The sequence below is a fragment of the Flavobacterium sp. PLA-DH12 genome (assembly GCF_059511845.1).
Genome location: NZ_JCAMPD010000008.1, coordinates 82,670 through 106,512 on the forward strand (window position 1 = coordinate 82,670; position 23,843 = coordinate 106,512).

The following is a 23,843-nucleotide window of genomic DNA, read 5'->3' on the forward strand; positions in this document are numbered from 1 at the left end:
ATACAAGACTTATAAAAGTTAGCAAAAAGGAAAAATACTCATAACATGTATTTTGTTTTTGAAAGATAGCTTTGCTCTAATCAAAAAAAACACAAAAAAACACTTTATGAAAGCTAACTTCTTAAAATCGATTACCTTGCTTGGAATTGCAGGTATTACTGCAATTGGCTGTCAAAATGATGACAAAGATTCAAAAAACGATGTAAACGCAAGCATCGATTTTACTTCACATTCAAAAGTACCTCCTTTTGTTTATGCTCAGACAGGTTTTGAAAACTTAAAGATCAGCACTTTAATTACAAGCGCTGATGTACTTCCAGATTCTCCATCTTTTGTTTATGGCGCACAGCCTGACGGAGCTGGAATAATGAAAGATCCTAAAGGTGATGGATACATTATGATTACTAACCATGAAATTATTCAATCGGTATCAAGAGTATATTTAGACAAAACTTTCAAGCCTGTAAAAGGAGACTATATCGTTGATGGTGTTGGGGGTCTTACTCGTTTGTGTTCTGCCACTTTGGCAACTCCAGAAATCCACGGATTTGGGCCAATCTTTTTAACTGCTGGAGAAAGCGGTCAGGAAAGTATGGTTCACGGAATTAATCCTCTTGGATTATCTACTGATAAAGCTAGAACTGACAGAGTGTTGCCAGCTTTAGGAAAAGCGAGTATGGAAAACGCTGTTCCGCTTCCAAAAGAGGCTTATCCAGGAAAAACAGTTATTTTAATTGGTGAAGATCAATCGTACGCAACTTCTCACGTAAGTGCTGGTCAGTTAATTATGTATGTGAGTACAGTTGGCGATTTATCTAACGGGAAATTATACGCTTTAAAAAGAACTGACGGAAATCAAGTTGAAACAACTATCACTTTAAACAATTCATATCCAGTTGAATTTGTTGAAATTCCGAATGCAAAAAACTTAACTGGTGCGGTAATCAATACCACGGTTAATGATTTAAAAGCAATTCGTTTCTCAAGAGTTGAAGACGTAGACTACAGAAAAGGAAGTGCAAGCAACAATAGAGAAATTTACTTTACTGCAACTGGTCAAGCAACAAATAATGCTCCTGTTGAAGGATATACAATGTGGGGAAGAGTTTATAAAGTAAAATTAGATGCAACAAACCCATTAAAAGGAACTTTAGAATTGGCTGTGGAAGGTGACAGTACTCCTGGAACTGGAATTATCAATCCTGATAACTTATGTGTGACTGAAAACTATGTTTACATTCAAGAAGATGGTGATAGTTATTATGCAGATGCAAAACACGATTCTTACATCTGGCAGTACAATATTGCTACAAAACAGAATAAACCATGGTTAAACATGAACCACAAAAGAACAGATACAGCTTGGAATACACTTTATAACCAAACTGGCGAAATGAGATTTGGAAGTTGGGAATTTGGGGCTATGCAAGACATTTCAGATATCATTGGTGTTCCAGATACTTTCACTGTAAATATTCACCCTCACACTTGGCAAAGTGATGCATTTAAAAATGCTGACGGTTCAGGAACTCAAACTAACAAAGAGGGAGGACAAACTGTAATTATTAGAAACGTACAACGCTAATAATTTCTACCAAAATCTATTAACAACCCTTATTTTTCGATAAGGGTTGTTTCTATTACAACTCCACTATGAAATTAAAATATTTTACTTTTCTATTTATACTGCTTTCTTTTTTCTGTTCATGCAAAGAAAGCGAAGCCTCAAAACCAACGGTCAAACAAGAATTACTTATAGACCTAAATAAACTTAGTAATGAAATTTCACAATTTCAAAAACTTGTAACCAGCAATTCTTCACAAAAAGAAATTGTAGCACAATTTAAAAAGTCACGTCTAGCATACAAAAAAGTCGAATGGGCAATTGAATATTTTATTCCTGAAACTGGTAGATTTATGAACGGTCCTGCTCTTGACGAAATGGAATTGGAAGAAAACAGATCTTTTGAACCCCATGGTTTTCAAGTTATGGAAGAAATGATTTATCCTGAATACAATCCTGAAAGTAAAGAAGATTTAACGAGAGAATTGAATATTTTTCAATCGAATATTAAACAACTCAAAAGCACTTTTGAAGTTATTACCATTAGTGATGATTACGTTTTAGATGCTATGCAGCAGAATGTTTTTAGAGTTATTGCTTTAGGAATAACTGGTTTTGATAGTCCGATTTTGCAATCTTCAATTCCAGAAGCTGGCCAGAGTTTAATCTCAATTCCAGAAACGCTTGAAAAGATTGATGCTGGTAATAAATCAGTATCTGAATTAAAAGAGTTGACCAAAAGTGCACAAAAATACTGCACTGAAAATAATAATTTCAATGCTTTTAATCGTGCTATTTTTATATCTGAATATCTAAATCCGATTTCGAAAAAACTGAAAACTTTTCAGAAAGAAGAAAACATTAAAAATGTAAAGAAAAGCAGTCCGCTAAAACCAACAATTGAAACTTTATTTGATAAAGACGCTTTTGATGTAAATGCTTTTGTGCTTTCTAAAGAATATAATTTTACGAAAGAAAAAGCTATTCTAGGCGAAAAATTGTTTTATGACAAAAGTCTTTCAAAAAACAATGACCGAAGTTGTGCAACTTGTCATAATCCTGAAAAAGCTTTTACTGATGGATTAAAAACAAACGTTTCACTTACTGGAATGAATTTACCAAGAAACACTCCTACTCTAACCTATGCTTCTTTGCAGAATGCTCAATTTTGGGATATGCGTCAGTTGGATCTAGAAAAACAAAGTGTGGATGTAATTCAGAATAAAGATGAAATGCATGGCTCAATGGAAAATATTCATGCTAAAATTCAGCTGGATGAAGAATATGTAAAACTATTTAAAAAAGCTTATCCAAAAGTATCAAAGCCAGAAGCGTGGCAGATTCAAAATACTATTGCGAGTTATGTGCGCTCCTTAAATGCTTTTGATTCTAGATTTGATGAATACATGAGAGGAAATAAAAACATTCTGAACAATGAAGAAATTGAAGGAATGAACCTTTTCATGGGAAAAGCAAAATGTGCCACTTGCCATTTTACGCCCTTATTTAACGGAACAGTTCCGCCAAGTTATTCCAAAACGGAACACGAAGTTATCGGAACTCCAAGTGAAGCTTCAGGAAAATCTTTGAGTCCAGATAAAGGCCGTTACATCTACAATCAAATGCCTCAGTTAATTGGTGCTTTTAAAACGCCAACTGTCAGAAATGCTGCGGTTACGGCTCCGTACATGCATAACGGAGTTTTTAAAACCCTAGAAGAAGTGGTTTCTTTTTACAATAAAGGTGGTGGAATTGGTTTAGGCTACGAAGTAGAAAATCAAACACTTCCTTTTGACAAACTGAATTTGACTATAAAAGAAGAAAAGGCTCTAGTTGCTTTTATGAAAACGCTAACGGATAAGAAATACCAGTAAAACCAAAATAAATCCCCAATTAAGCAAAACGCCGAAAAGTAATTTTTCGGCGTTTTTGTTTTATTCTTCTATGAAAAGACGATAAGGAAAAACATTTGATGACCTATTTTTTAAGTTCTTTATAAAACTTTCAGACAAATAATCCCATTCTGTAGCGGATAAATAGTTTCTTTCTGTTGCATCAATTTTTAGATAAATATCTACTGTTCTGCTAAAACCTGCTTTTACAGAAATTTCTTTTCGTGTTCCTTTTTCTATTCTAATATCTGTTACACAGCTTTTAAAATGATTAAATCCAAATGCTTTTATATCTGCAAATGTTACAATTCTGCCACGAGTCAGTAAAGCATTTCGATAAGCTAAAATACGATCTTTATTATTTTGCTTGTTCATACCGCCAACTGTATTGGTAACCAATACTGCCTCTTTACTTACAAACACTAAATCTTCTTTAGATTCTAAAACAGTCCCTACTTTGATATCATTTCCTTCTTCTGCACAAGTAGACCAATAATGTATTCCAAATGACTTTCCTATAGATTCATCAATTTTTGGTTTAATCATGAGATAAGGATCATTATTTTTAGAAAAACTACTTTCTCTGGCCTGCTGTTCCACAGAAGCTAAAAGCTGATTTATTTCACAGGAATTCCCGCAGGAAAACTCAAAGAAGAAGAAAAACAAAAACTAAATACTATTGAAGAAGTTTTAGGCCACAGGGTAATCGGTCAAGATCATTGCATTGAGACTGTTGCTGGATCTATTTTAGAATCACGTTCGGGGCTTAGCAAAGCAGGCCAGCCAATTGCTTCTTTCTTTTTCTTAGGCCCAACAGGAACAGGAAAAACAGAATTGGCCAAGTCATTAGCTGAATTTCTTTTTCAGGATGAAAACGCTATTATTCGTTTTGATATGTCTGAATTTAAAGAAGAGCATTCGGCAGCTTTATTATACGGCGCTCCTCCTGGCTACGTTGGTTACGAAGAAGGTGGGTTATTAGTAAACAAGATTAGACAAAAACCATATTCTATTGTTTTATTTGACGAAATTGAAAAAGCACATCCTTCAGTTTTTGATGTATTTCTTCAAATCATGGATGAAGGAAAACTGCACGATCGATTAGGCAAAGAAGGAGATTTCTCCAATGCCATAATTCTTTTTACGTCAAATATTGGCGCAGATCATATCGTCAATACATTTAATAATGGTGAGATTCCAACTTCTAGTTCTTTAATGGAAATTATGGCAAATTACTTCAGGCCCGAATTTTTAGGGCGATTGACCGAAATCGTACCCTTTGCTCCAATTAATAAAGAAAATGCACTAAAAATATTTGAGATTCACCTTAAAAAAGAATTCATTGATTTATTAAACAATAGTAAAATCACAGTAGAAATTCCTTTTGAAACCAAACTGTATTTGGCTGAAAACGGTTATAATGCTAAATATGGTGCAAGACCTATCAAAAACATCATTAGGACACATTTAAGAAGGCCTCTAGCTAAAAAGATTATCTCTGGAGAAGTTAAAGACAACGACAATATATCAGTAATTATTGAAAACAACGAAGTGAAATGGATTATAGCAGAATCTGTCGTGATTGAGAATTAATTTAACTCTATAAAAAAAACGCTAAGAAATTAATCTTAGCGTTTCTTTTTTTTATTCTAAAACCAAGCCTATTTGGCCGTCGTCATCTAATTCTGTCTCCACAGAATCATCTTCTGGAATTTCTGGTTTTTCAGGAACTTCTTCGACTGGCTCTTCATAAGGAAGCGGATCTAACAAGTTAACCTGCCTTAATTTATCAGTTGTCAATTGATTCCCAAGAGCTTTGAAACCTTTTACGGCTATAAAGTCTTCTACATCAATATGCAAATCGTCTTTTTGAACACCTTTGACTTTGGCAAAAACCAATTGCGCTACTGGACGATAATCCGTAGAAACGATCTCTAGCTGTGAATTTGGGTGGTCTGTAATAAAACTTTCTTCTTTTCCTTCATTTTCTACAAGGAAACGTTTTAAGAAGTAACGTTCTTTTTCACCATCATAATAAATAGCAGAAATTGGTTTTTTAGGTTTCCATTTTTCTAGGACAATCATATCTTCCTCAAAGTGAGTCGATAATTCTGGAATAATAACTTTTAATTTACCGCTTTGGCTGATTACTAAAATTTTATCGCTTGGCTTGAATTCACCTAACAGTTCACCTCTTGCATCAACATTCAAACGTTTTACAGTATCGTCAAACCAAACTTTTCTTGGCAATAAAGTTGAAATTCCTTTTTCTTTTAATTCGATTTTCTTAATTGGATATTTGGTCACCAAATTTCCTTTTGATCCACGGCCTTTAATGGCCAGTTTAGCAAAATCAATGTCGAATTTCAGTTTTTTAATCGTTCCTACCTGACGAAGCAAAATAGTAACTACCTCAGCTTCTCCATTTGGATTGTGTGAAAAATAAACTACTTGCGAACCATTTGTTCCGTTAGTTAAATCGTAAGCTTTATCGCGCGTTACTCCCGTAACATTAAAACGTTTAATATATGACGGTCCAGATTTCCCATCACGATACATCATATTGTAAATAGTACGTTTATCGTTTTTATCGAAAACTGCGGCGTGTATAATGTCTTTTCCAATAAATGTTTTGGCATCTACTTTGGTAATCATTAATGTTCCGTCTCGTAAAAACACGATAACATCATCAATATCAGAACAGTCTCCTACGTATTCGTCTTTCTTTAAACTTGTTCCTACGAAACCTTCTTCACGGTTTACGTAAAGTTTTGTGTTTCTTAAAACTACCTTTGTAGCTTCTACGTTATCAAAAACACGAAGTTCTGTTTGGCGTTCACGACCTTTTCCGTATTTCTCTTTTAATTTGGTGAAGTAGGCAATTGCAAAATCTGTTAAATGTTCCAGATTATGCTCCACTTCTTTCATTTCATCTTCCAACTTAGCGATTAAATCATCAGCTTTATCAGAGTCGAAACGTGTAATACGAATCATCGGGATTTGAGTCAAACGCTGTAAATCATCATCATTGATTTCTCTAACGAATGATTTCTTGAAAGGCTCAAAACGGTCATACAAATATTTGTAAAGTGATTCTCTGTCTCCATAAAGTTTGAAGTCGATATACATTTCTTCACGTATGAATATTTTCTCCAAAGTAGAAAAATGCCACTTATTTTTTAATTCTTCTAATTGAATTTCTAATTCCTGACGAAGCAAATCGACTGTTCTGTGCGTTGAAATTTTCAACATTTCAGAAACCCCAATAAATAATGGCTTGTTATCTTCAATAACACATCCTAAAGGCGCTACAGAAGTTTCACAGGCTGTAAAAGCAAATAATGCATCAATTGTTTTATCTGGTGAAACACCTGGGAAAAGATGAATTAAAATCTCAACATCTGCAGCAGTATTGTCTTCAATTTTCTTGATTTTGATTTTACCTTTTTCATTGGCTTTCAAAATACTGTCAATTAAACTCGATGTATTGGTCGAAAACGGAATCTGTGTAATCACCAACGTATTTTTGTCTAATTGCGAAATTTTAGCACGCACACGCACACGTCCGCCACGCATTCCATCATGATAATTTGACACGTCAGCAATACCAGCAGTCATAAAGTCAGGATAAAGCGTAAACGATTTTCCTTTTAAAATCTTGATCGAAGCATCAATCAATTCATTGAAGTTATGAGGCAATACTTTTGTAGAAAGTCCAACTGCAATACCTTCTGCTCCTTGTGCTAAAAGCAATGGGAATTTTACAGGGAGATTGTTTGGTTCTGCACGACGACCATCATACGAAACACCCCAATCGGTAATTTTTGGAGAATATAAAACCTCCAAAGCAAATTTGGATAAACGTGCCTCAATATAACGCGAAGCAGCTGCTCCGTCACCTGTTAAAATATTTCCCCAGTTTCCCTGGCAGTCAATCAATAAATCTTTCTGACCAATCTGCACCATGGCGTCACCAATACTCGCATCTCCATGTGGGTGATACTGCATGGTGTGACCAACAACATTGGCAACTTTGTTATAACGACCATCGTCCAGCTCTTTTAAAGAGTGCATAATACGACGCTGAACAGGTTTAAATCCATCCTCGATAGCAGGAACTGCTCGTTCCAGAATTACATATGAAGCATAATCCAAAAACCAGTCTTTGTACATGCCCGTTACTTTGGTAATAACGTCCTCGCCTTCTTCTTCCTGATTTTCGTAAAAATGCTGTCCTTCGAAATGCTTCGCATCTACATCGATAATCTCATCGTCATCTCCATTTTGATTGTCATCAATATGGTTTTCATCTTGATTATTCTCGTCGTCGTTTGGAATTATGTTATCGTCTTCTTCGTCTTTCATATATTTTGTTCAGTATAAATACTAAAAAATTCTTCTATAATTCTTTCTTTTAAACCTCCTCTAGCTCATCAATCTCAACCTTCAGGTTTTTGATAATAAAATCTTGTCTATCAGGTGTGTTTTTACCCATATAGAAAGACAATAACTGTTCAATTGAAGTATGCTTGTCCATCATAACTGGATCAAGGCGGATTGTATCTCCAATAAAATTCTTAAACTCATCTGGCGAAATCTCTCCTAAACCTTTAAATCGGGTGATTTCTGGTTTTGGTTTTAATTTTTCGATGGCGTCTTTTCTTTCTTCTTCAGAATAACAATAAATGGTTTCTTTTTTGTTTCGAACCCTGAAAAGTGGTGTTTGTAAAATATACAAATGCCCTTCTTTGATTAATTCTGGGAAAAACTGTAAAAAGAACGTAATCAAAAGCAATCGAATGTGCATTCCATCGACATCGGCATCGGTTGCGATTACGATATTATTGTAACGTAATTTTTCTAATCCGTCTTCGATATCAAGCGCTGCCTGCAGTAAATTGAATTCTTCGTTTTCATACACGATTTTCTTCGTCATTCCGTATGAATTCAAAGGCTTACCACGCAAACTGAAAACGGCTTGCGTATTCACGTCACGCGACTTTGTGATCGATCCAGAAGCCGAATCTCCCTCGGTAATAAAAAGCGTACTTTCTAAGTTTCTTGGGTTTTTTGTATCTGGAAGATGCGCTCTGCAATCTCTTAATTTTTTATTATGAAGATTCGCTTTTTTAGCGCGATCTGTAGCTAGTTTTCTAATTCCTGATAATTCTTTACGCTCGCGTTCTGCTTGAAGAATTTTACGCAATAAAGCCTCAGCAGTTGCTGGGTTTTTATGAAGATAATTATCTAACTTTGTTTTGATAAAATCGTTTACGAAAGTACGAACAGAAACTGCTGGTGTTCCATCATCAGAACCCATATCTGTAGAACCTAATTTTGTTTTGGTCTGCGACTCAAAAACCGGTTCCATTACTTTAATACTAATCGCACTTACAATCGATTTACGAACATCTGATGCTTCGAAATTCTTATTGTAAAACTCACGAATTGTTTTTACAACAGCTTCACGATAAGCGGCTAAGTGCGTTCCTCCTTGTGTTGTATTCTGACCGTTGACAAAAGAGTGATATTCCTCGCTATATTGCGTTTTACTGTGCGTAAGCGCAACTTCTATATCATGCTCTTTTAAGTGGATAATTGGATATTCTAAATCTTCTTCGCTGATTGTTTCTTCTAATAAATCACGAAGCCCATTTTCTGAATAGTATTTTTCTCCGTTGAAAATAATAGTCAAACCATTGTTTAAGTAACAATAGTTTTTCACCATTTTAATAACGTATTCTAAACGGAATTTATAGTTTTTGAAAATCGTTTCGTCTGGAGTAAAAGTAACTTTTGTTCCCTTACGTTTTGTAGTATCAATTACATCTTCTTCTGAAACTAAATTTCCAGCAGAAAACTCTGCCGCTTTTTGTTTATCATCACGAACCGATTCTACACGGAAATAAGTAGAAAGCGCATTTACTGCTTTTGTTCCGACACCATTCAAACCAACTGATTTCTGAAAAGCTTTAGAATCATACTTTCCTCCTGTATTCATTTTCGAAACTACATCGACCACTTTCCCCAACGGAATTCCACGTCCATAATCACGAACCGAAACCGTTTTGTCTTTAATCGATACCTCAATCGTTTTTCCAGAGCCCATTACGAACTCATCGATACAGTTATCTAAAACCTCTTTTAATAGAATATAAATACCATCGTCTGGAGAAGAACCGTCTCCAAGTTTTCCGATATACATTCCCGGACGCATACGGATATGTTCTTTCCAATCAAGTGAACGAATATTATCTTCGGTATATTGATTTTGCTCTAGCATATATGAATTTAGGATTTTTTGCTAATGTACCATTTCTTAGTAAAAAATGAAAGCGTATTTTCTTTTTGTTATGAATAATAACAGTTTGAAATCTATTTAAATTGATTTTAAAACAAAATGGGGCGTAAAATTATAAAAAACTGCTTTTTTGTCAAAAAAAATACTATTTGATTCCGAGCACTTCTTTTGCCAGAGCAATCATTTCGGGCGTTCCTGTGTTTTTGTTTTTCTCGTCAGAAAGTTTTACCACTCCTTGCCAATGCACATTATCAGGTTTTGTGTCGGTTAATTTTATAACCATATTCATAGCAGGAAGTCCAACATCGTTAGTAAAATTTGTTCCGATTCCAAATGACATTTTTATTTTGTCTTGACAGAAATCGACAATCTTTTTTACTTTATCGTAATTTAAAGAATCTGAAAAAACAATAACTTTTGATTTTGGATCGATTCCCATTTTATTATAATGAGCAATTACTTTTTGGGCAAACTCAATTGGATCGCCGCTATCATGTCGAACACCATCAAAAAGCTTAGAATATTTTTTATCGAATTGGTTGAAAAATATTTCTGTAGTATAAGTATCCGTTAAAGCGATTCCAAGATCACCGCCGTACACTTTCGTCCAGTTTTCCAGGCTTATAAAATTCGCGACCTGAAAACCATATTGTGCGGCATGAAACATAAACCATTCGTGAGCATGCGTTCCTAAAGGCCTTCTGTTGTTAACCATTGCAAAATGCACATTACTGGTTCCAATAAAACTGTTTCCTCCGTAGGCTCTTAAAGTTTCATTGACTAAATCATGAACATCGTAAGAATGACGTCTTCTAGTGCCAAATTCTAAAATCGAAACTCCTAATTTATTGTAATTATCGATTTTCTCTTTTGTAAGCTCTTTTATGGCTTCATCATTTAAACGAATTAAATGATTTGATTTATAAAAAAGCTCCGAAATAAGCGCCATTAAAGGAACTTCCCATAAAATAGTCCTGTACCAATAACCTTCTACTGTTACTGAAATTTCTGAACCTTCCTGACTAATCTCAACCTCAGACGGATCAAAACTATAACCTTGAAGAAAATCTAAATAAGTCGGATCAAGATAAGGACAATAATGAGCTAAATAACTTTTTTCTTCTTTTGTTAAACGAAGCTCAGATAATGCATCAACAGATTTTCGAAGTAAATCTGCAAATCCTTCTGGGAAGACATGTTTACCTCGATTTATAAATCCGTAACGAACTTTTGCTTTTGGAAAAAGTTTAATTACAGCATGCTGCATTGTAAATTTATAGAAATCATTATCTAAGATTGATTTCAGAAAAGTCGCTTCCATAGTGTTCAAATTCGGATCGTTCTGGCTAAGATACGCCAATTTCAGAAAAGATGAAAATTGCTGGTTTCTTAATCGATTATTTTGAAGTTATTTTGAAAGAAACAACACTATTGCCGTCAACAAAAACAGTAATATAATCTCCAATATTGTTATCAATGCCTATTTGGAATTCTAATCCTCCTCGTTTTTCTTTCGGGTTTTGAACTTTTACTGGCTGATTCTTTTTATTTAAATAAAAAACCTGATTGGATTTTGAAACATTTTTGATTTCAACAGTAATCTTATCCCCATTTCTAGCTTCAATTATTCCGGAATCGGGCGATTTAATTTTATAATCTTTTTCGACTGTTGTATTGTAAATTAACGGACCATTTAGAAAATCGTCTTTACTTAATCTATTACCTAAAAAAGTTCCAGAATCTGGAAAATGTTTGGCAAAGAAATAATCTGGATCGGTATCAAAATAAGCAGGATTAAAATCATTTACCATTCTGCCTTTACTGCTGTCATAATAGCCTTGTCCCCAAGTCACATCAATTAAGCGCCATTTTTTATCGATCAAAGCGATATTCCATGCATGATTGGACGAAGTGTTTTTTCTACCTATATCTCGCACTGAAATCTTAGAATCGCCACGAATAATTTCGCATTTAATTCCCATCAAAGAGGCTAAATGCTGATATAGAGCTGTAAATCCTTCACAAACCGCTTTTTTAGATTTAAAAGCTTTCTGAATTAGATTATCATTCAGTTGTTTTATTTTTCGCTGTTTTTCGGCTTCCGAAGAATAACTGAAACCTTGTGTTCTCGGCGGATTCAAATATGCATTGTAATCGTATCTTATATTGAAGGCAATCCAGCTATAAATAGCGCGCGCACGATCATAATCCGAATCAAAATCTTTTTCGATTTTGTCAGCTAATTTCTCTGTGCTATCAAAGCTTTTTGGGTATTTTGCAACTATTTTATCAACTTCGCTAATCTTCTGAGAAAAAGCAAAATGAACAGAAATAATGTTTAATAAAAAGAAAATAAGGGCAATCTTTTTTTGTGGCATTTAAAAATTTGATTTAATAATATCTTTCAGTTCCTGATCCAATTCTGGATTAGAGATTTTATTTTCTTGTAAATCAAAATTCGAGCCAAATGCTGGCAATGAGAAACTTCCTTTAATTTCTGCCCCGTAACGAGGGAAAAGATTCTGCGCAATTCCTAAAACAGATGCACCTCCTCTACCTCCTGGAGAAGTTGCCAATAATAACATTGGCTTATGCTGAAAAACGTCTTTTTCGATTCTTGAACTCCAATCGAAAACATTTTTGAAAGCAACCGAATAATTCCCGTTATTTTCTGCCATTGAAATAACCAGAATATCAGCTTCTTTAAGTTTATTCAGGAATGCTTGCGCCACTTCATGTTGACCTATTTCTTTTTCAAGATCTACACTAAAAACTGGCATTGCAAAATCGTTAAGATCTAAAACTTCAACTTCGGCATTTTCAAACAAACTTGATGCATAAGTAGCTAAACGTTTATTGATTGAGTGCTTACTGTTACTTCCTCCAAAGGCTATTATTTTCATATGTGGTATTTGTTTTTTTCAACCATTTAAGTAATATAGGTTCATTTAAAAAACTTTGCCTTTTAATTAAAGAAGACAAACTTAAATTTTCTTATATTACTTATATGGTTTAATATTAATTTTCTATTTCAAAAATCTCTTTTTGTATTTCTACAGAATAATCATTTGGCGAAATACTTCCACCGAAAGCTTTGGCATAAACTTTTGTAAATTCTGCTCCAAAATATAAAATAATAGCCGAATAATATACCCAAACCAAAATTATAATTACAGAACCCGCTGCCCCGTAAACACTTGCAACAGTTGAATTTCCTAAGTACAGTCCAATTGCAAATTTACCTATCATAAATAGAATAGCAGTGCAAGAAGCGCCTATAAAAGCATCTTTCCATTTGATAATACCGTCTGGTAAAGTTCGGAATATAATAGCAAAAAGCAATGTGATACTAGCAAAAACAATCACAAGATTTACAACATAAAAAAGGTATATTGTTGTATCTGGAAAATAAAGTTTTAAACGGGCATTTAAAACGTCGAGTGTAGCATTGAGCATTAAACTGACCAGCATTAAAAATCCAACAGAAACGATCATCGAAAATGACATTAATCTGTTTTGAATAAATTTTTTCAAGCCTTTATTTGGTTTTGCACGAAGTCCCCAGATGTAATTAATTGAACTCTGAATTTCGGCAAAAACTCCTGATGCTCCAATTAAAAGCATCACAACTCCAAACACGGTTACAAAGACATTACTGTCTGATAATTGAACATTTTTGATTGCCTCCTGAATCTGTACAGCAGCATTATTCCCGACCAATCGATTTATCTGACCGTATAATTGACCTGTGACTGCCTCTTCCCCAAAAAAGAAGCCACATATGGTAATTATAATAATCAACAAAGGAGGCAAAGCAAAAATGGTATAATAAGATAACGCCGCGCTTAACTTTATCGCATTGTCATCGTTGAATTCTAAAAATGTTGTTTTTAATAAATACCAAGTTTTCGAAAAGATATTATGATTTTTCATTTGCTTATTTTTGATATTCACTCAAATTTAAGCATTAATGAAAATGTTGCACTTCTCAGATTTTAGCCGAATTTTATATTTTTCCCATGTTTATTTAGAGACCTTTTTATATTCCTGATCGTATCCTAAATGTTTAATTTTAAAGATCTTTTTGAATTCGCTTCTTGCTGGTTTCATCAAATACGAAATAGAATCAAGCTTTTTTGCTTTTATTTTAGTTACAGAATCAAGTTTTTTCAAATCTTTCAAATCGTACAGATTTTTAAACTTGAGTGTGTTTTTATCAAGTGAAACAAATCGAACCTTCCAAAATATAGAATCTTTTTTACTCAAAATTAATTGTCCATCAATTCGTTTTGCTTTTTCATAAAGAGAAAACCTAAACAACGTATCGATGCTTTTTTGAATTAATTCAATTGAATCGCCTTTTGGTAGCATATCATAAGTATATCTTGTCTCCTTCACCACTAATTTGCCATCAACAATATCGCATTCAGCCTTTAGTGAATCTAATTTAAGCGTATGAATTTTGAACTTCCAAAAATATTCTTCTAGAATTCTATCTTCTTCAATTCTTATAAAAGTTGAATCATTGTTTACATACAATCCTCTAAATTTACTCGGAAAACGATCTAACTCAGAATTATTGTCAGGCTGTGGTTTTTCAAAATAAAAAGTCGCACATCCTTCTACGCATTCTGCTGGTGCGTCTACTTTTTTACAAGAAATGCTTACAGCTAGTATTGCTACAATTAAAACTATCTTTTTCATAGCAGAATCATTTGTAGTGACAGAAAATCCCTTTATCATAAACCGTCCATAAACTTGCTTTTTGGTTAGCTGCTTTTAAAGCATTATTTGCCCAAGTATTGCAAGTATAAAAAAGACTATAACTTCCTTTAGCTTCATAGAAAGCATCTTTTCGCCCGTAGCTGTGACCTTCAATCCATTGTGGATGAATTGGATTGCTAAAACTATTGGAGATATAATTAACTAAATTTTGATAATTCTCTTTAGAAACTAAAATACGTTTACAATCATCACCTTCTCTTAACTGCTTAAAAAATGTAGCATGTACAGCAGATGAACTGATTCCAAAAGCGGCTTTAAAAGCTGTGCTTGCTTTTAAATCTGACCATTCTGGAGTTTCAAGATAAAAACCCTTATCACCCCAACCAAAAGCAATATAATTCATTAAAGAATCTTTTGATTGAGTTTGATTAAACTGAATTTCGTTTCGCCAGTCTTTGATTTCATTTTTTATCGGAACCACAATATCGGTATGTACTCCGTTTGAAAGAATGTAAATGGGAACGGCATCTTGCTCTTCTACTTTTGCAATATCTGAATTAACTGTAATTTTTGAAATAATTAAAACAGAAGAAATATACAAAGCAAGAAAACTAAAGATTCCAAAAAGCATCCAGCCTAGGATTTTGAATGATTTTTTTAGCATTTTGATTGGTCGATTTTAGATTAGTAATTGGTTATTTTTTTCTGTAACCAATTTTTGAGCCAAAAATTTCCTGTTGCTAAAATGGAATGCAGATTTTACAGATTCGCTTTCGCGAAAGCGCAGATTTAAATGGATTTTTTTTGAAAACTACAACACAAAAGTACGGTTTGTCATTTCGACGAAGGAGAAATCTCCGCTAGAAACTCGACAAAGATTGGTGATTTTCTAGCGGAGCTACTTGCGAAGATTTCTCCTTCGTCGAAATGACATACTTTGTGAATATTAACTTTTAGGTATAAAAAAAACTGCTGAATCTCTCCAGCAGTTTTAGTCTTTATTCTTTGTTCTTTATTCTATTATCTAAAAAAATTAAACGTTAAAACGGAAATGCATTACATCACCATCTTTTACGATATATTCTTTTCCTTCAACTCTGAATTTTCCAGCTTCTTTTGCTTTTGCTTCAGAACCATATTGAACGTAATCATCGTATGAAATCACCTCTGCACGGATAAATCCTTTTTCAAAGTCGGTATGGATAACTCCAGCTGCTTGCGGAGCAGTTGCTCCAATATTGATTGTCCAAGCACGAACTTCTTTTACACCAGCTGTAAAGTAAGTTTGCTGTTTCAATAGTTTGTAAGCCGCACGAATTAAAACTGATGCTCCTGGCTCTTCTAATCCCATATCTTCTAAGAAAACTTGACGCTCTTCGTAGCTTTCTAATTCCGTGATATCTGCCTCTGCTCCTACTGAAAGTACAATAACTTCAGCCTCCTCATCTTTTACTAATTCACGAACTTGATCTACATATTTGTTTCCGTTTACCGCAGAACTTTCGTCAACATTACAAACATATAAAACTGGTTTTGCTGTAATTAATTGGAAAGCTTCCATCAAAACTTCTTCATCGTTGTTTTGAGGAACAATTGTTCTTGCAGATTTTGCCTGCAAAAGAGCTTCTCTAATTCTGTTTAATAAAGCTTCTTCTGCCTGAGCTTCTTTATTTCCTGTTTTTGCAGCACGTTTTACTTTTTCTAAACGCTTTTCAACAGTTTCTAGATCTTTTAACTGCAACTCAATATCGATAGTTTCTTTATCACGAATTGGATTTACGTTTCCGTCAACGTGTACAATATTATCATTGTCAAAACAACGTAAAACGTGAATAATAGCATTACACTCTCTAATGTTTCCTAAAAACTGGTTTCCAAGACCTTCACCTTTACTTGCTCCTTTTACCAAACCTGCAATATCTACGATATCTACAGTTGCCATTTGAACGCGCTCTGGTTTTACCAATTCTTCCAATTTATTGATTCTTGGATCTGGAACGTTTACAACACCAATATTAGGTTCGATAGTACAAAACGGAAAGTTTGCACTCTGCGCTTTTGCATTAGATAAACAATTAAATAATGTTGATTTTCCAACATTTGGCAATCCTACAATTCCTGCTTTCATCTGTTTGTTTCTATTTATTTTAATCGGCCTTTAAATACTCAGACCTGTTATATGCTTTTTGGGTTATTGTCAAAATGAATCGTTTCGGCAATAAAATTTTGCAAATATAAGATTTAATAACTCTTTAGCGAATTAAATATTTACATTAATGCAATTTGATAAAGAGTTCTTTTTCTGCTTGATCGATTAACGTTATTTCTTAAAAAAGAAAATCCCGAACAAATGAAGTTCGGGATTTTTCTTTCCTATTTATTTAATTACAATTTAAACTCTAATGATGCGATGATTGCTTTTTCTTCATCGGTAGCTGTAAAACCAGATATATCCCAGTAATTCGTTAAGATTTTATTCTTTTTATTGAAAAGTGATTTTTCTTTAAAAACGTCACTTTCATTATAAGTAAAATTCTGCTTATTAAAACCTGTCGTGACAAAACTATTTCTCACTTGTATATTTTTAGTTTTATCTTTTAAAACAACATTATAACCAATTTCCTCATTTGAACTCAGTAAATAATAATCGGTTCCATCCCATCTGTAATTTACTTTGACAAACGATTTTGTGATGTTTTTTTCACCTTCTTTTGTCTTCTCTTCCACTTTATCAAGAGTCGCAGGAGTAACAGAAATAGTATATTCTACAATAATTTTTTTTAAAGGATCATAAATAATTTCGAAATTATCAATCGCTTCTTTGGCCTTATCCAGCGGAACAACCGACATTATGTAGTAATTTTTGTTTTTCGAATGTCCTTTGGTTGTAAAATCATATTCCTTTTTGGCTTTTGGATCTAATAATGGCTCTAAGTATTTAAAATTTAAATAATTCTCCATTATATTATTCAGATTATATCCTTTTAAATCAGCACTTACATCTGTTTCTAATAGTCCATAAGAGCGATTTTGCTCAACCAATAAAGTAGTTGCATTATTATTTTTATCAAATTGAAAATTTACCAATCCATCATTATAATACGTATACTGATTGTCGAGCATAAAAAATTCTCTAACATATACTTTCTGTCTATGGGAAATACTAATTTTCTTTGTAGAATTGTTAACCAATTTCTGCAGTATTTTTTCTGGAGATTCCTTAGACAAAACTACTTCATCTAATTTATTGTTTTTACTCTTTAAATAAATAACAAATTTTTGATCTCCATTTAAAGAAGTCCATCGCACAGTTAAATCTTCATAATTAGTTTCAGAAACCTGAACATTAGATCCTCCTGTCAGCATAAAAGTAACTTTTCCTTCTTCATTGCTCAATAAAATCTGCTGGGTTTTCATTATTTTAACCGTGGCATTTTGTATTGGCTCCAAAGTTTCTATATCCTTAACAATAATAGAATACTCTTCCTTTTGTGCAAAAACGCTTACGTAGCTGAGCAAAACAATAAATAAAAGTAGCAATTTCTTCATAGGCATTGTTATTTTTTCAACTAAAGTATTATTTTTCTAACAATTAAGCAATAGTCTAAAAATAAAACATTCACTATCAAGAAACTGACTTTCTAAAATACCTGAAATCAGGGTAAAAAAAAAATCCTGAGTTTTTCGGCTCAGGATTCTATACTATTTCTATAGCAATTTTTACTCGTTATGTAAAAAAGCTTGTCTTTCTAATAAAGTTTCTTCGTCTTCAACGTGATTGTCATCAGGTACACAACAGTCAACAGGACAAACAGCAGCACACTGCGGCTCATCGTGAAAACCTTTACATTCTGTACATTTTCCTGGTACGATATAATAAATTTCATCAGAAATTGGAGTTTGCGCATCATCAGCGTCAACTTCAGTTCCGTCAGGTAAAACTATTTTTCCAGAAAGACTTGTCCCGTCTTTATATCTCCAATCATCTGCTCCTTCATATATTGCTGTATTTGGGCACTCTGGTTCACAAGCCCCACAATTGATGCATTCGTCAGTTATAATAATTGCCATCTTTTTAGTCTTAAAGTTTAAAAGTCATAAAGTTTAAAGCCATAAAGTTTGAAAGGATTAAAGTAAAAAGGATAAAAGCCTTTTCAACTTTGGACTTTCGACTTTGGACTTTTTGTCTTTCGACTTAATTATGCTTATTTTTGTGCAAAATTACAATCAAAACAATTCATAAACAAACATTATGACATTAGAAACAAAAAAAAGTGTTTTTGTTGAATTAGGAAAATTTTTAAGTCAGTTTTCTGAAGACGCTTCTGCGCAAAAATCTGACGTTTTATATAATGATATCTTTTTTGATGATTTCAACAACCTGATTCATTTATCGCAATCTCATAATGGATGGTATACTCCTGAACAAGTTTATTTCTCTATACAATCTTGGGCTGAAGCTTTGACAAAAGAAAACATTGACAAATGGCTTTCGGCTTATAAAATTGATGAAAATAATGAAAAGCCAAAAACCGTTGCTTTAATTTTAGCTGGAAACATTCCACTGGTTGGTTTTCATGATTTCTTATCGGTTTTAATTACAGGAAACAAAGCTTTAATCAAAACTTCATCAAACGATGAGCATTTATTGCCATTTTTAGCTAAATATTTAATTGCTGTTGATGAAAGTTTCAAAGATAAAATCACTTTCGTAGAAGGAAAACTTGAAAACTTTGATGCCGTAATTGCAACCGGAAGCAACAATACTGCTCGTTATTTTGAATATTATTTTAAAGATAAGCCTTCAATTATTCGTAAAAACAGAAATTCGGCCGCGATTTTGACTGGAAAAGAAACCAATGAAGATTTAGAAGCTCTTGGAGAAGATATTTTCAGATATTTTGGTTTAGGATGCCGAAATGTTTCTAAACTTTTTATTCCGAAAGACTATTCTTTTGAAGCATTTTTTCAGGCAATATTCAAATATCAAGATGTTATTCATTATGAAAAATACGCTAATAATTATGATTATAATAAAGCTGTATTTTTAATGAGTAATTTCAAATTATTAGACAACGGATTTTTGACTTTAAAAGAAGATTCGAGTTATGCTTCGCCTATTTCGAGTGTTTTTTACGAATATTATGAAAATCTTGAAGAATTAGAAAAACGCCTTCAGGAAGACACAGATCAAATTCAGTGTATTGTTAGCACTAATTTAATTGCAAATAGTACAGCATTTGGCGAAACCCAAAAACCGCAATTGTGGGATTACGCAGACAATGTCGATACTATAACGTTTTTGTTAACAACAAAGTAATAAATTGTTTAATTATTTCGAATATTTTAACGCTTTTTCGGCTCTTATTGCCGAAATTTGCGTCTTTAAAATTTTCGACTATTAACAACAACCATGAAAAAACACAACTACAGCGCAGGACCAAGTATTTTACCTCAGGAAGTTTTTGAGAAGGCATCAAAAGCAATTTTAAATTTTAATGATTCAGGGTTATCTATCCTTGAAATCTCGCACCGAAGCAAAGATTTCGTGGCAGTTATGGAGGAAGCTCGTTCCCTTGCTTTAGAATTATTAGGTCTTCAGGGAAAAGGTTATCAGGCTTTATTTTTACAAGGTGGTGCTAGCACAGCATTCTTAATGGCACCATACAACTTAATGAAAGAAAACGGAAAAGCTGCTTATTTAGATTCTGGAACGTGGGCAACTGCGGCGATCAAAGAAGCTAAACTTTTCGGTGAGACTGTTGTCGTAGCTTCTTCAAAAGAAGACAATTATACTTATGTTCCAAAAGGTTACGAAATTCCAGCTGATGCTGATTATTTCCACTGCACAAGTAACAATACCATCTTTGGAACTCAAATGAAAGAATTTCCAGCAACAAATGTTCCTGTAGTTTGCGATATGAGTTCTGATATTTTTTCACGCGAATTAGACTTTTCTAAATTTGACTTAATCTACGCTGGAGCTCAAAAAAATATGGGACCTGCTGGAACTACTCTAGTAGTCGTTAAAGAAGAAATCTTAGGCAAAAACGGAAAAACTATTCCAAGCATGCTAGATTATGCTAAACACATTAAAGGAGAAAGTATGTACAATACTCCGCCTGTATTTGCTGTTTACGTTTCTCTTTTAACATTACAATGGATTAAAGAAAAAGGCGGAATTGCTGCTGTTGAAAAATTAAACAACGCAAAAGCTGAATTACTTTATGCTGAAATCGACAGAAACCCATTATTCAAAGGTGCTGCTGCAGTAGAAGATCGTTCTAACATGAATGTAACTTTCTTATTGAACAATCCTGATCACACTGAAACTTTTGACGCTTTATGGAAAGCTGCAAATATTTCTGGATTGCCAGGACACCGTTCTGTTGGTGGTTACAGAGCCTCTATCTACAACGCTATGCCAATCGAAAGCGTTCAGGTTTTGGTTGATGTAATGAAAGCGTTAGAATCTAAAGTTTAGTTTTCAGTCTCAGTCTCAGTTTACAAAAAAGAAAAATCAAATAGCTTGGTTATCGATTAAATAATTAAACGATTAACCAAATAAACAATAAATACAATGAAAGTATTAGCAAATGATGGAATTTCTAAAAGCGGAATTCTAGCCTTAGAAAAAGGTGGTTTTGAAGTTATCACTACAAAAGTAGCTCAAGAACAAGTAGCTAACTATATAAACGAAAACAACATTGACGTAATTTTAGTTCGTAGTGCAACTAAAGTTCGTAAAGATATTATCGATGCTTGTCCTGGAATCAAAATCATCGGACGTGGTGGTGTTGGTATGGACAATATCGATGTGGATTATGCTAAAAGCAAAGGAATCCATGTAATTAATACTCCAGCTTCATCTTCAGAATCTGTTGCTGAATTGGTTTTTGGACACTTATTTTCTGGTGTTCGTTTCTTGCATGATTCTAACAGAAATATGCCTCTTGAAGGAGATTCAAACTTTGATGGTTTGAAAAAAGCTTACGCAAACGGAACTGAATTAAGAGGAAAAACTTTAGGTATTGTTGGTATTGGTCGTATCGGACAAGCTACTGCAAAAATGGCTCTTGGTTTAGGAATGAAAGTTATCGCTGCTGATAGCTTTATTCCTGAAGTTGATGTAAAAGTTGAGTTTTTTGACGGACAGTCAATTACAACTAAAATTGTTTCTCAATCTTTAGAGTCTTTATTTAAAGAATCAGATTTCATTACATTACACGTTCCTGCTCAAAACGGATACATCATTGGAGAGAAAGAATTTGAAATATTGAAAGATGGTGTTGGAATTGTAAACTGTGCTCGTGGTGGTGTTATTGATGAAGTAGCGTTAGTAAAAGCTTTAGATTCTGGAAAAGTTGCTTTTGCTGGTTTAGACGTTTTTGAAAGCGAGCCAAAACCAGAAATGGCAATCTTAATGCACTCTAAAATCTCTTTGACTCCTCATATCGGAGCTGCAACTGGAGAAGCACAAGACAGAATTGGTACAGAATTAGCATCACAGATTATCACTTTGTTAAGCTAATTAACTATAATTAAATTACTTAGAAGGGATTTATTAACACAGTTTAATAAATCCCTTTCTTTTTTTGTTTAAATTTGAGTTCTAATCTAAATCCTAAATATCATGTTTGAACAATTAACCCAATTAGTACAGCAATATGGAGGTGATGCAGTTGTAAACAATTCTGCTGTTCCAAATGAACATAATGAAGCCGTAATTAACGAAACAAGCAGTTCTATTTTTGAAGGCTTAAAAAAGATTGTTTCTGAAGGAAACACAGATCAAATTGCCGGTTTATTCAATGGAAACTCATCTATTGATAGCAGTAATCCAGTTGTGCAACAGATTCAGCAGCAATTGAGCGGAAATCTAGGAGAAAAATTCGGATTAAGTAGTGCCGATTCAAATGGAGTTGCTTCCAACTTAATTCCGCAGATTTTAGGCTCTTTAGTAAATAAAGCAAAAGACCCAAACGATAACAGTTTTCAAATTTCAGATATTATAAACTCCATTTCAGGAAACAGCGGACAAGCTTCTGGAATAATGGATACCATCTCAAAATACGGAATGCAATTTGGCCTCGACCAAAATAACGACGGAAAAGTTGATGTTGCCGATGTTCTTGTAGTTACCAAAAGCAAAGGAGGAATTGCAGGTTTTATTGGAAAATTGTTTGGGAGTAAATAGTTAAGACACTAAGGTTCTAAGATACTAAGTTTTTAAAGCTGTTTGCGAAGCAAACAGCTTTTTACTTTTATGCACACAACCAAAAAGAAAGCTTAGAAACTTAGCACCTTAGAACCTTCAAAAGAATGTTAAACCTTTGTTACTTTGAACCTTTGCCTTTCTGAACCTAAAAAAATATCGTAAATTTAGGCTATGAAAAAATGCATTTCCATATTAATTGTTTTACTTACTATTATTGCTTGTTCTTCTGCTTCTCAGAAGGTTGCAAGTACGGATAATGTCGCAGCAAAAAAAATAAGTGATACTGTCAGAATTGCAAATGATTCTCTTGAATACGAAGTAATAATTATTGACAACGGATTTAGCAATTGGCTTGTTTCTAGAGCCTACCCTCGAAATTATCATTCATTACAATATCTTGAAAACAAAAACATTTTATATGTTACAGAATGGAATAATCGCGTTTTACAGCCACAGCGTTATAACCCAAATTTGTATGAAATGTCAATAGATTATCGTCCAGATATTCATTATGGCTACGAAGTAAATTACTTAATTTACAATTACATGATTTATTTTCAAAATACTTACAAACAAAAGCTTTGGGGTTATGTTCCATCAAGATAATACACTATATTTGTAATCATTACAAATAGCAATGAACAGATTAAAAAAGCGTTGGGGTATCACCTCCAATTTACAAGCCATAATTATATTTATCGTTTTTGCCATCACAGGATCGGCATCTGCTTGGCTGTCTAAACCTTTCTGCGTTTGGCTGGGAATTACTAAAGAAGATTTTGGAGGTTGGTTTACACTTATCCGTCTTATTATTATCTTTCCAATTTATCAGGTTTTGTTGGTTGCCATCGGAACAATTTTTGGACAGTTCAAATTCTTTTGGAACTTCGAAAAGAAAATGCTTAAAAATATGGGCCTTGGTTTTTTATTTAAAGATTAGCCTTCTTCTTCTTCTCTTTTAAATTTCAAAAACCGTTCTGGTTAAGATTTCCCTTCATTCTTATTTTTTTAATTTCTTTATCATCTTCTTCAATTAATTATATTTTATAAGCTTTATTTTGATCAATCCCTATATTTATCAGATATCGAGTATTAAAAAAATTAGCGCAAAAGAAGAGAATACTATTGTTTTTAGCTAGATTT

20 protein-coding genes and 1 pseudogene are annotated in these 23,843 nt (G+C 33.4%); 9 read left to right on the plus strand and 12 right to left on the minus strand.

The features are described 5' to 3' along the window. Positions 1-106: 106 nt before the first annotated feature. Entirely contained in the window at positions 107-1,585 is a 1,479-nt protein-coding gene (locus AC5ZCW_RS16250) for a PhoX family protein (protein WP_343542024.1), read from the plus strand. 68 nt (positions 1,586-1,653) lie between these two features. After that, positions 1,654-3,438 carry a cytochrome-c peroxidase gene (locus tag AC5ZCW_RS16255; protein ID WP_496120844.1) on the plus strand — a complete coding sequence of 595 codons (1,785 nt, stop codon included), beginning with the start codon at positions 1,654-1,656 and terminating at the stop codon, positions 3,436-3,438. Between the two features lie 60 nt (positions 3,439-3,498). Here AC5ZCW_RS16255 and AC5ZCW_RS16260 read toward each other — a convergent pair whose 3' ends face one another. Beyond that, positions 3,499-4,002, minus strand: a complete 504-nt coding sequence (locus AC5ZCW_RS16260; protein ID WP_496120845.1) for a hypothetical protein — start codon at positions 4,000-4,002, stop codon at positions 3,499-3,501. A gap of 78 nt (positions 4,003-4,080) precedes the next feature. Here AC5ZCW_RS16260 and AC5ZCW_RS16265 point away from each other — a divergent pair. Next, positions 4,081-5,049: pseudogene (locus AC5ZCW_RS16265) on the plus strand (AAA family ATPase); the annotation flags it as partial. A 51-nt stretch (positions 5,050-5,100) separates the two neighbouring features. On the opposite strand, the gene AC5ZCW_RS16270 reads toward AC5ZCW_RS16265, so the two are convergent. The 11 genes from AC5ZCW_RS16270 to AC5ZCW_RS16320 all read right to left on the minus strand — a co-directional run bounded on the left by AC5ZCW_RS16270 (position 5,101) and on the right by AC5ZCW_RS16320 (position 18,553). Then, a complete protein-coding gene (locus AC5ZCW_RS16270) occupies positions 5,101-7,821 on the minus strand; it encodes a DNA gyrase/topoisomerase IV subunit A (protein ID WP_343542027.1) in 2,721 nt (906 codons plus the stop codon). 49 nt (positions 7,822-7,870) lie between these two features. Continuing rightward, the gene (locus AC5ZCW_RS16275) at positions 7,871-9,739 is read right to left on the minus strand and encodes a DNA topoisomerase IV subunit B (protein WP_496120846.1); all 1,869 of its coding nucleotides are present in this window, start codon (positions 9,737-9,739) and stop codon (positions 7,871-7,873) included. Positions 9,740-9,902: 163 nt separating this feature from the next. Further along, entirely contained in the window at positions 9,903-11,078 is a 1,176-nt protein-coding gene (gene pncB, locus AC5ZCW_RS16280) for a nicotinate phosphoribosyltransferase (RefSeq protein WP_496120847.1), read from the minus strand. A gap of 76 nt (positions 11,079-11,154) precedes the next feature. Then, positions 11,155-12,135: a transglutaminase domain-containing protein gene (locus tag AC5ZCW_RS16285; RefSeq protein ID WP_496120848.1), complete on the minus strand. Its 981-nt coding sequence runs from the start codon at positions 12,133-12,135 to the stop codon at positions 11,155-11,157. Beyond that, a complete protein-coding gene (locus AC5ZCW_RS16290) occupies positions 12,136-12,660 on the minus strand; it encodes an NADPH-dependent FMN reductase (protein ID WP_496120849.1) in 525 nt (174 codons plus the stop codon). 115 nt (positions 12,661-12,775) lie between these two features. Beyond that, positions 12,776-13,690, minus strand: coding sequence for a YihY/virulence factor BrkB family protein (locus AC5ZCW_RS16295; protein WP_177210199.1), 915 nt, complete (start codon positions 13,688-13,690; stop codon positions 12,776-12,778). 90 nt (positions 13,691-13,780) lie between these two features. Continuing rightward, a complete protein-coding gene (locus AC5ZCW_RS16300) occupies positions 13,781-14,461 on the minus strand; it encodes a hypothetical protein (protein ID WP_496120850.1) in 681 nt (226 codons plus the stop codon). Positions 14,462-14,468: 7 nt separating this feature from the next. Further along, positions 14,469-15,146 carry a TIGR02117 family protein gene (locus AC5ZCW_RS16305; protein WP_496120851.1) on the minus strand — a complete coding sequence of 226 codons (678 nt, stop codon included), beginning with the start codon at positions 15,144-15,146 and terminating at the stop codon, positions 14,469-14,471. A 369-nt stretch (positions 15,147-15,515) separates the two neighbouring features. Further along, positions 15,516-16,610 (minus strand): redox-regulated ATPase YchF, encoded by a 1,095-nt coding sequence (ychF, locus tag AC5ZCW_RS16310; RefSeq protein ID WP_012024533.1) that lies wholly within the window; start codon positions 16,608-16,610, stop codon positions 15,516-15,518. Between the two features lie 257 nt (positions 16,611-16,867). Beyond that, a complete protein-coding gene (locus AC5ZCW_RS16315) occupies positions 16,868-18,031 on the minus strand; it encodes a hypothetical protein (protein ID WP_496120852.1) in 1,164 nt (387 codons plus the stop codon). 171 nt (positions 18,032-18,202) lie between these two features. After that, on the minus strand, positions 18,203-18,553 hold the full coding sequence (locus AC5ZCW_RS16320) for a 4Fe-4S dicluster domain-containing protein (RefSeq protein WP_111366760.1): 351 nt from the start codon (positions 18,551-18,553) through the stop codon (positions 18,203-18,205). Between the two features lie 181 nt (positions 18,554-18,734). Between AC5ZCW_RS16320 and AC5ZCW_RS16325 the strand changes: the two genes are divergently transcribed. The 6 genes from AC5ZCW_RS16325 to AC5ZCW_RS16350 all read left to right on the plus strand — a co-directional run bounded on the left by AC5ZCW_RS16325 (position 18,735) and on the right by AC5ZCW_RS16350 (position 23,640). Then, positions 18,735-19,802 carry an acyl-CoA reductase gene (locus AC5ZCW_RS16325; RefSeq protein WP_496120853.1) on the plus strand — a complete coding sequence of 356 codons (1,068 nt, stop codon included), beginning with the start codon at positions 18,735-18,737 and terminating at the stop codon, positions 19,800-19,802. A 93-nt stretch (positions 19,803-19,895) separates the two neighbouring features. Beyond that, complete coding sequence (serC, locus tag AC5ZCW_RS16330; RefSeq protein ID WP_281631973.1) at positions 19,896-20,966, plus strand: 3-phosphoserine/phosphohydroxythreonine transaminase; 1,071 nt, start codon at positions 19,896-19,898, stop codon at positions 20,964-20,966. 96 nt (positions 20,967-21,062) lie between these two features. Continuing rightward, entirely contained in the window at positions 21,063-22,013 is a 951-nt protein-coding gene (locus AC5ZCW_RS16335; protein WP_281631972.1) for a D-2-hydroxyacid dehydrogenase, read from the plus strand. A gap of 102 nt (positions 22,014-22,115) precedes the next feature. Next, positions 22,116-22,679 (plus strand): DUF937 domain-containing protein, encoded by a 564-nt coding sequence (locus tag AC5ZCW_RS16340; RefSeq protein WP_343542055.1) that lies wholly within the window; start codon positions 22,116-22,118, stop codon positions 22,677-22,679. A 192-nt stretch (positions 22,680-22,871) separates the two neighbouring features. Continuing rightward, positions 22,872-23,306 carry a DUF6146 family protein gene (locus AC5ZCW_RS16345; RefSeq protein WP_496120854.1) on the plus strand — a complete coding sequence of 145 codons (435 nt, stop codon included), beginning with the start codon at positions 22,872-22,874 and terminating at the stop codon, positions 23,304-23,306. Positions 23,307-23,337: 31 nt separating this feature from the next. Then, positions 23,338-23,640, plus strand: coding sequence for a DUF6787 family protein (locus AC5ZCW_RS16350; RefSeq protein ID WP_111366773.1), 303 nt, complete (start codon positions 23,338-23,340; stop codon positions 23,638-23,640). The last annotated feature ends 203 nt before the right edge of the window (positions 23,641-23,843 follow it).

What these genes read in the sequence shown, in the direction of transcription:
- AC5ZCW_RS16250 (WP_343542024.1), top strand. Translation starts at nt 107, where the DNA reads ATGAAAGCTAACTTCTTAAAATCGATTACCTTGCTTGGAATTGCAGGT.
- AC5ZCW_RS16255 (WP_496120844.1), top strand. Translation starts at nt 1,654, where the DNA reads ATGAAATTAAAATATTTTACTTTTCTATTTATACTGCTTTCTTTTTTC.
- AC5ZCW_RS16260 (WP_496120845.1), bottom strand. Translation starts at nt 4,002, where the DNA reads ATGATTAAACCAAAAATTGATGAATCTATAGGAAAGTCATTTGGAATA.
- AC5ZCW_RS16270 (WP_343542027.1), bottom strand. Translation starts at nt 7,821, where the DNA reads ATGAAAGACGAAGAAGACGATAACATAATTCCAAACGACGACGAGAAT.
- AC5ZCW_RS16275 (WP_496120846.1), bottom strand. Translation starts at nt 9,739, where the DNA reads ATGCTAGAGCAAAATCAATATACCGAAGATAATATTCGTTCACTTGAT.
- pncB (WP_496120847.1), bottom strand. Translation starts at nt 11,078, where the DNA reads ATGGAAGCGACTTTTCTGAAATCAATCTTAGATAATGATTTCTATAAA.
- AC5ZCW_RS16285 (WP_496120848.1), bottom strand. Translation starts at nt 12,135, where the DNA reads ATGCCACAAAAAAAGATTGCCCTTATTTTCTTTTTATTAAACATTATT.
- AC5ZCW_RS16290 (WP_496120849.1), bottom strand. Translation starts at nt 12,660, where the DNA reads ATGAAAATAATAGCCTTTGGAGGAAGTAACAGTAAGCACTCAATCAAT.
- AC5ZCW_RS16295 (WP_177210199.1), bottom strand. Translation starts at nt 13,690, where the DNA reads ATGAAAAATCATAATATCTTTTCGAAAACTTGGTATTTATTAAAAACA.
- AC5ZCW_RS16300 (WP_496120850.1), bottom strand. Translation starts at nt 14,461, where the DNA reads ATGAAAAAGATAGTTTTAATTGTAGCAATACTAGCTGTAAGCATTTCT.
- AC5ZCW_RS16305 (WP_496120851.1), bottom strand. Translation starts at nt 15,146, where the DNA reads ATGCTAAAAAAATCATTCAAAATCCTAGGCTGGATGCTTTTTGGAATC.
- ychF (WP_012024533.1), bottom strand. Translation starts at nt 16,610, where the DNA reads ATGAAAGCAGGAATTGTAGGATTGCCAAATGTTGGAAAATCAACATTA.
- AC5ZCW_RS16315 (WP_496120852.1), bottom strand. Translation starts at nt 18,031, where the DNA reads ATGAAGAAATTGCTACTTTTATTTATTGTTTTGCTCAGCTACGTAAGC.
- AC5ZCW_RS16320 (WP_111366760.1), bottom strand. Translation starts at nt 18,553, where the DNA reads ATGGCAATTATTATAACTGACGAATGCATCAATTGTGGGGCTTGTGAA.
- AC5ZCW_RS16325 (WP_496120853.1), top strand. Translation starts at nt 18,735, where the DNA reads ATGACATTAGAAACAAAAAAAAGTGTTTTTGTTGAATTAGGAAAATTT.
- serC (WP_281631973.1), top strand. Translation starts at nt 19,896, where the DNA reads ATGAAAAAACACAACTACAGCGCAGGACCAAGTATTTTACCTCAGGAA.
- AC5ZCW_RS16335 (WP_281631972.1), top strand. Translation starts at nt 21,063, where the DNA reads ATGAAAGTATTAGCAAATGATGGAATTTCTAAAAGCGGAATTCTAGCC.
- AC5ZCW_RS16340 (WP_343542055.1), top strand. Translation starts at nt 22,116, where the DNA reads ATGTTTGAACAATTAACCCAATTAGTACAGCAATATGGAGGTGATGCA.
- AC5ZCW_RS16345 (WP_496120854.1), top strand. Translation starts at nt 22,872, where the DNA reads ATGAAAAAATGCATTTCCATATTAATTGTTTTACTTACTATTATTGCT.
- AC5ZCW_RS16350 (WP_111366773.1), top strand. Translation starts at nt 23,338, where the DNA reads ATGAACAGATTAAAAAAGCGTTGGGGTATCACCTCCAATTTACAAGCC.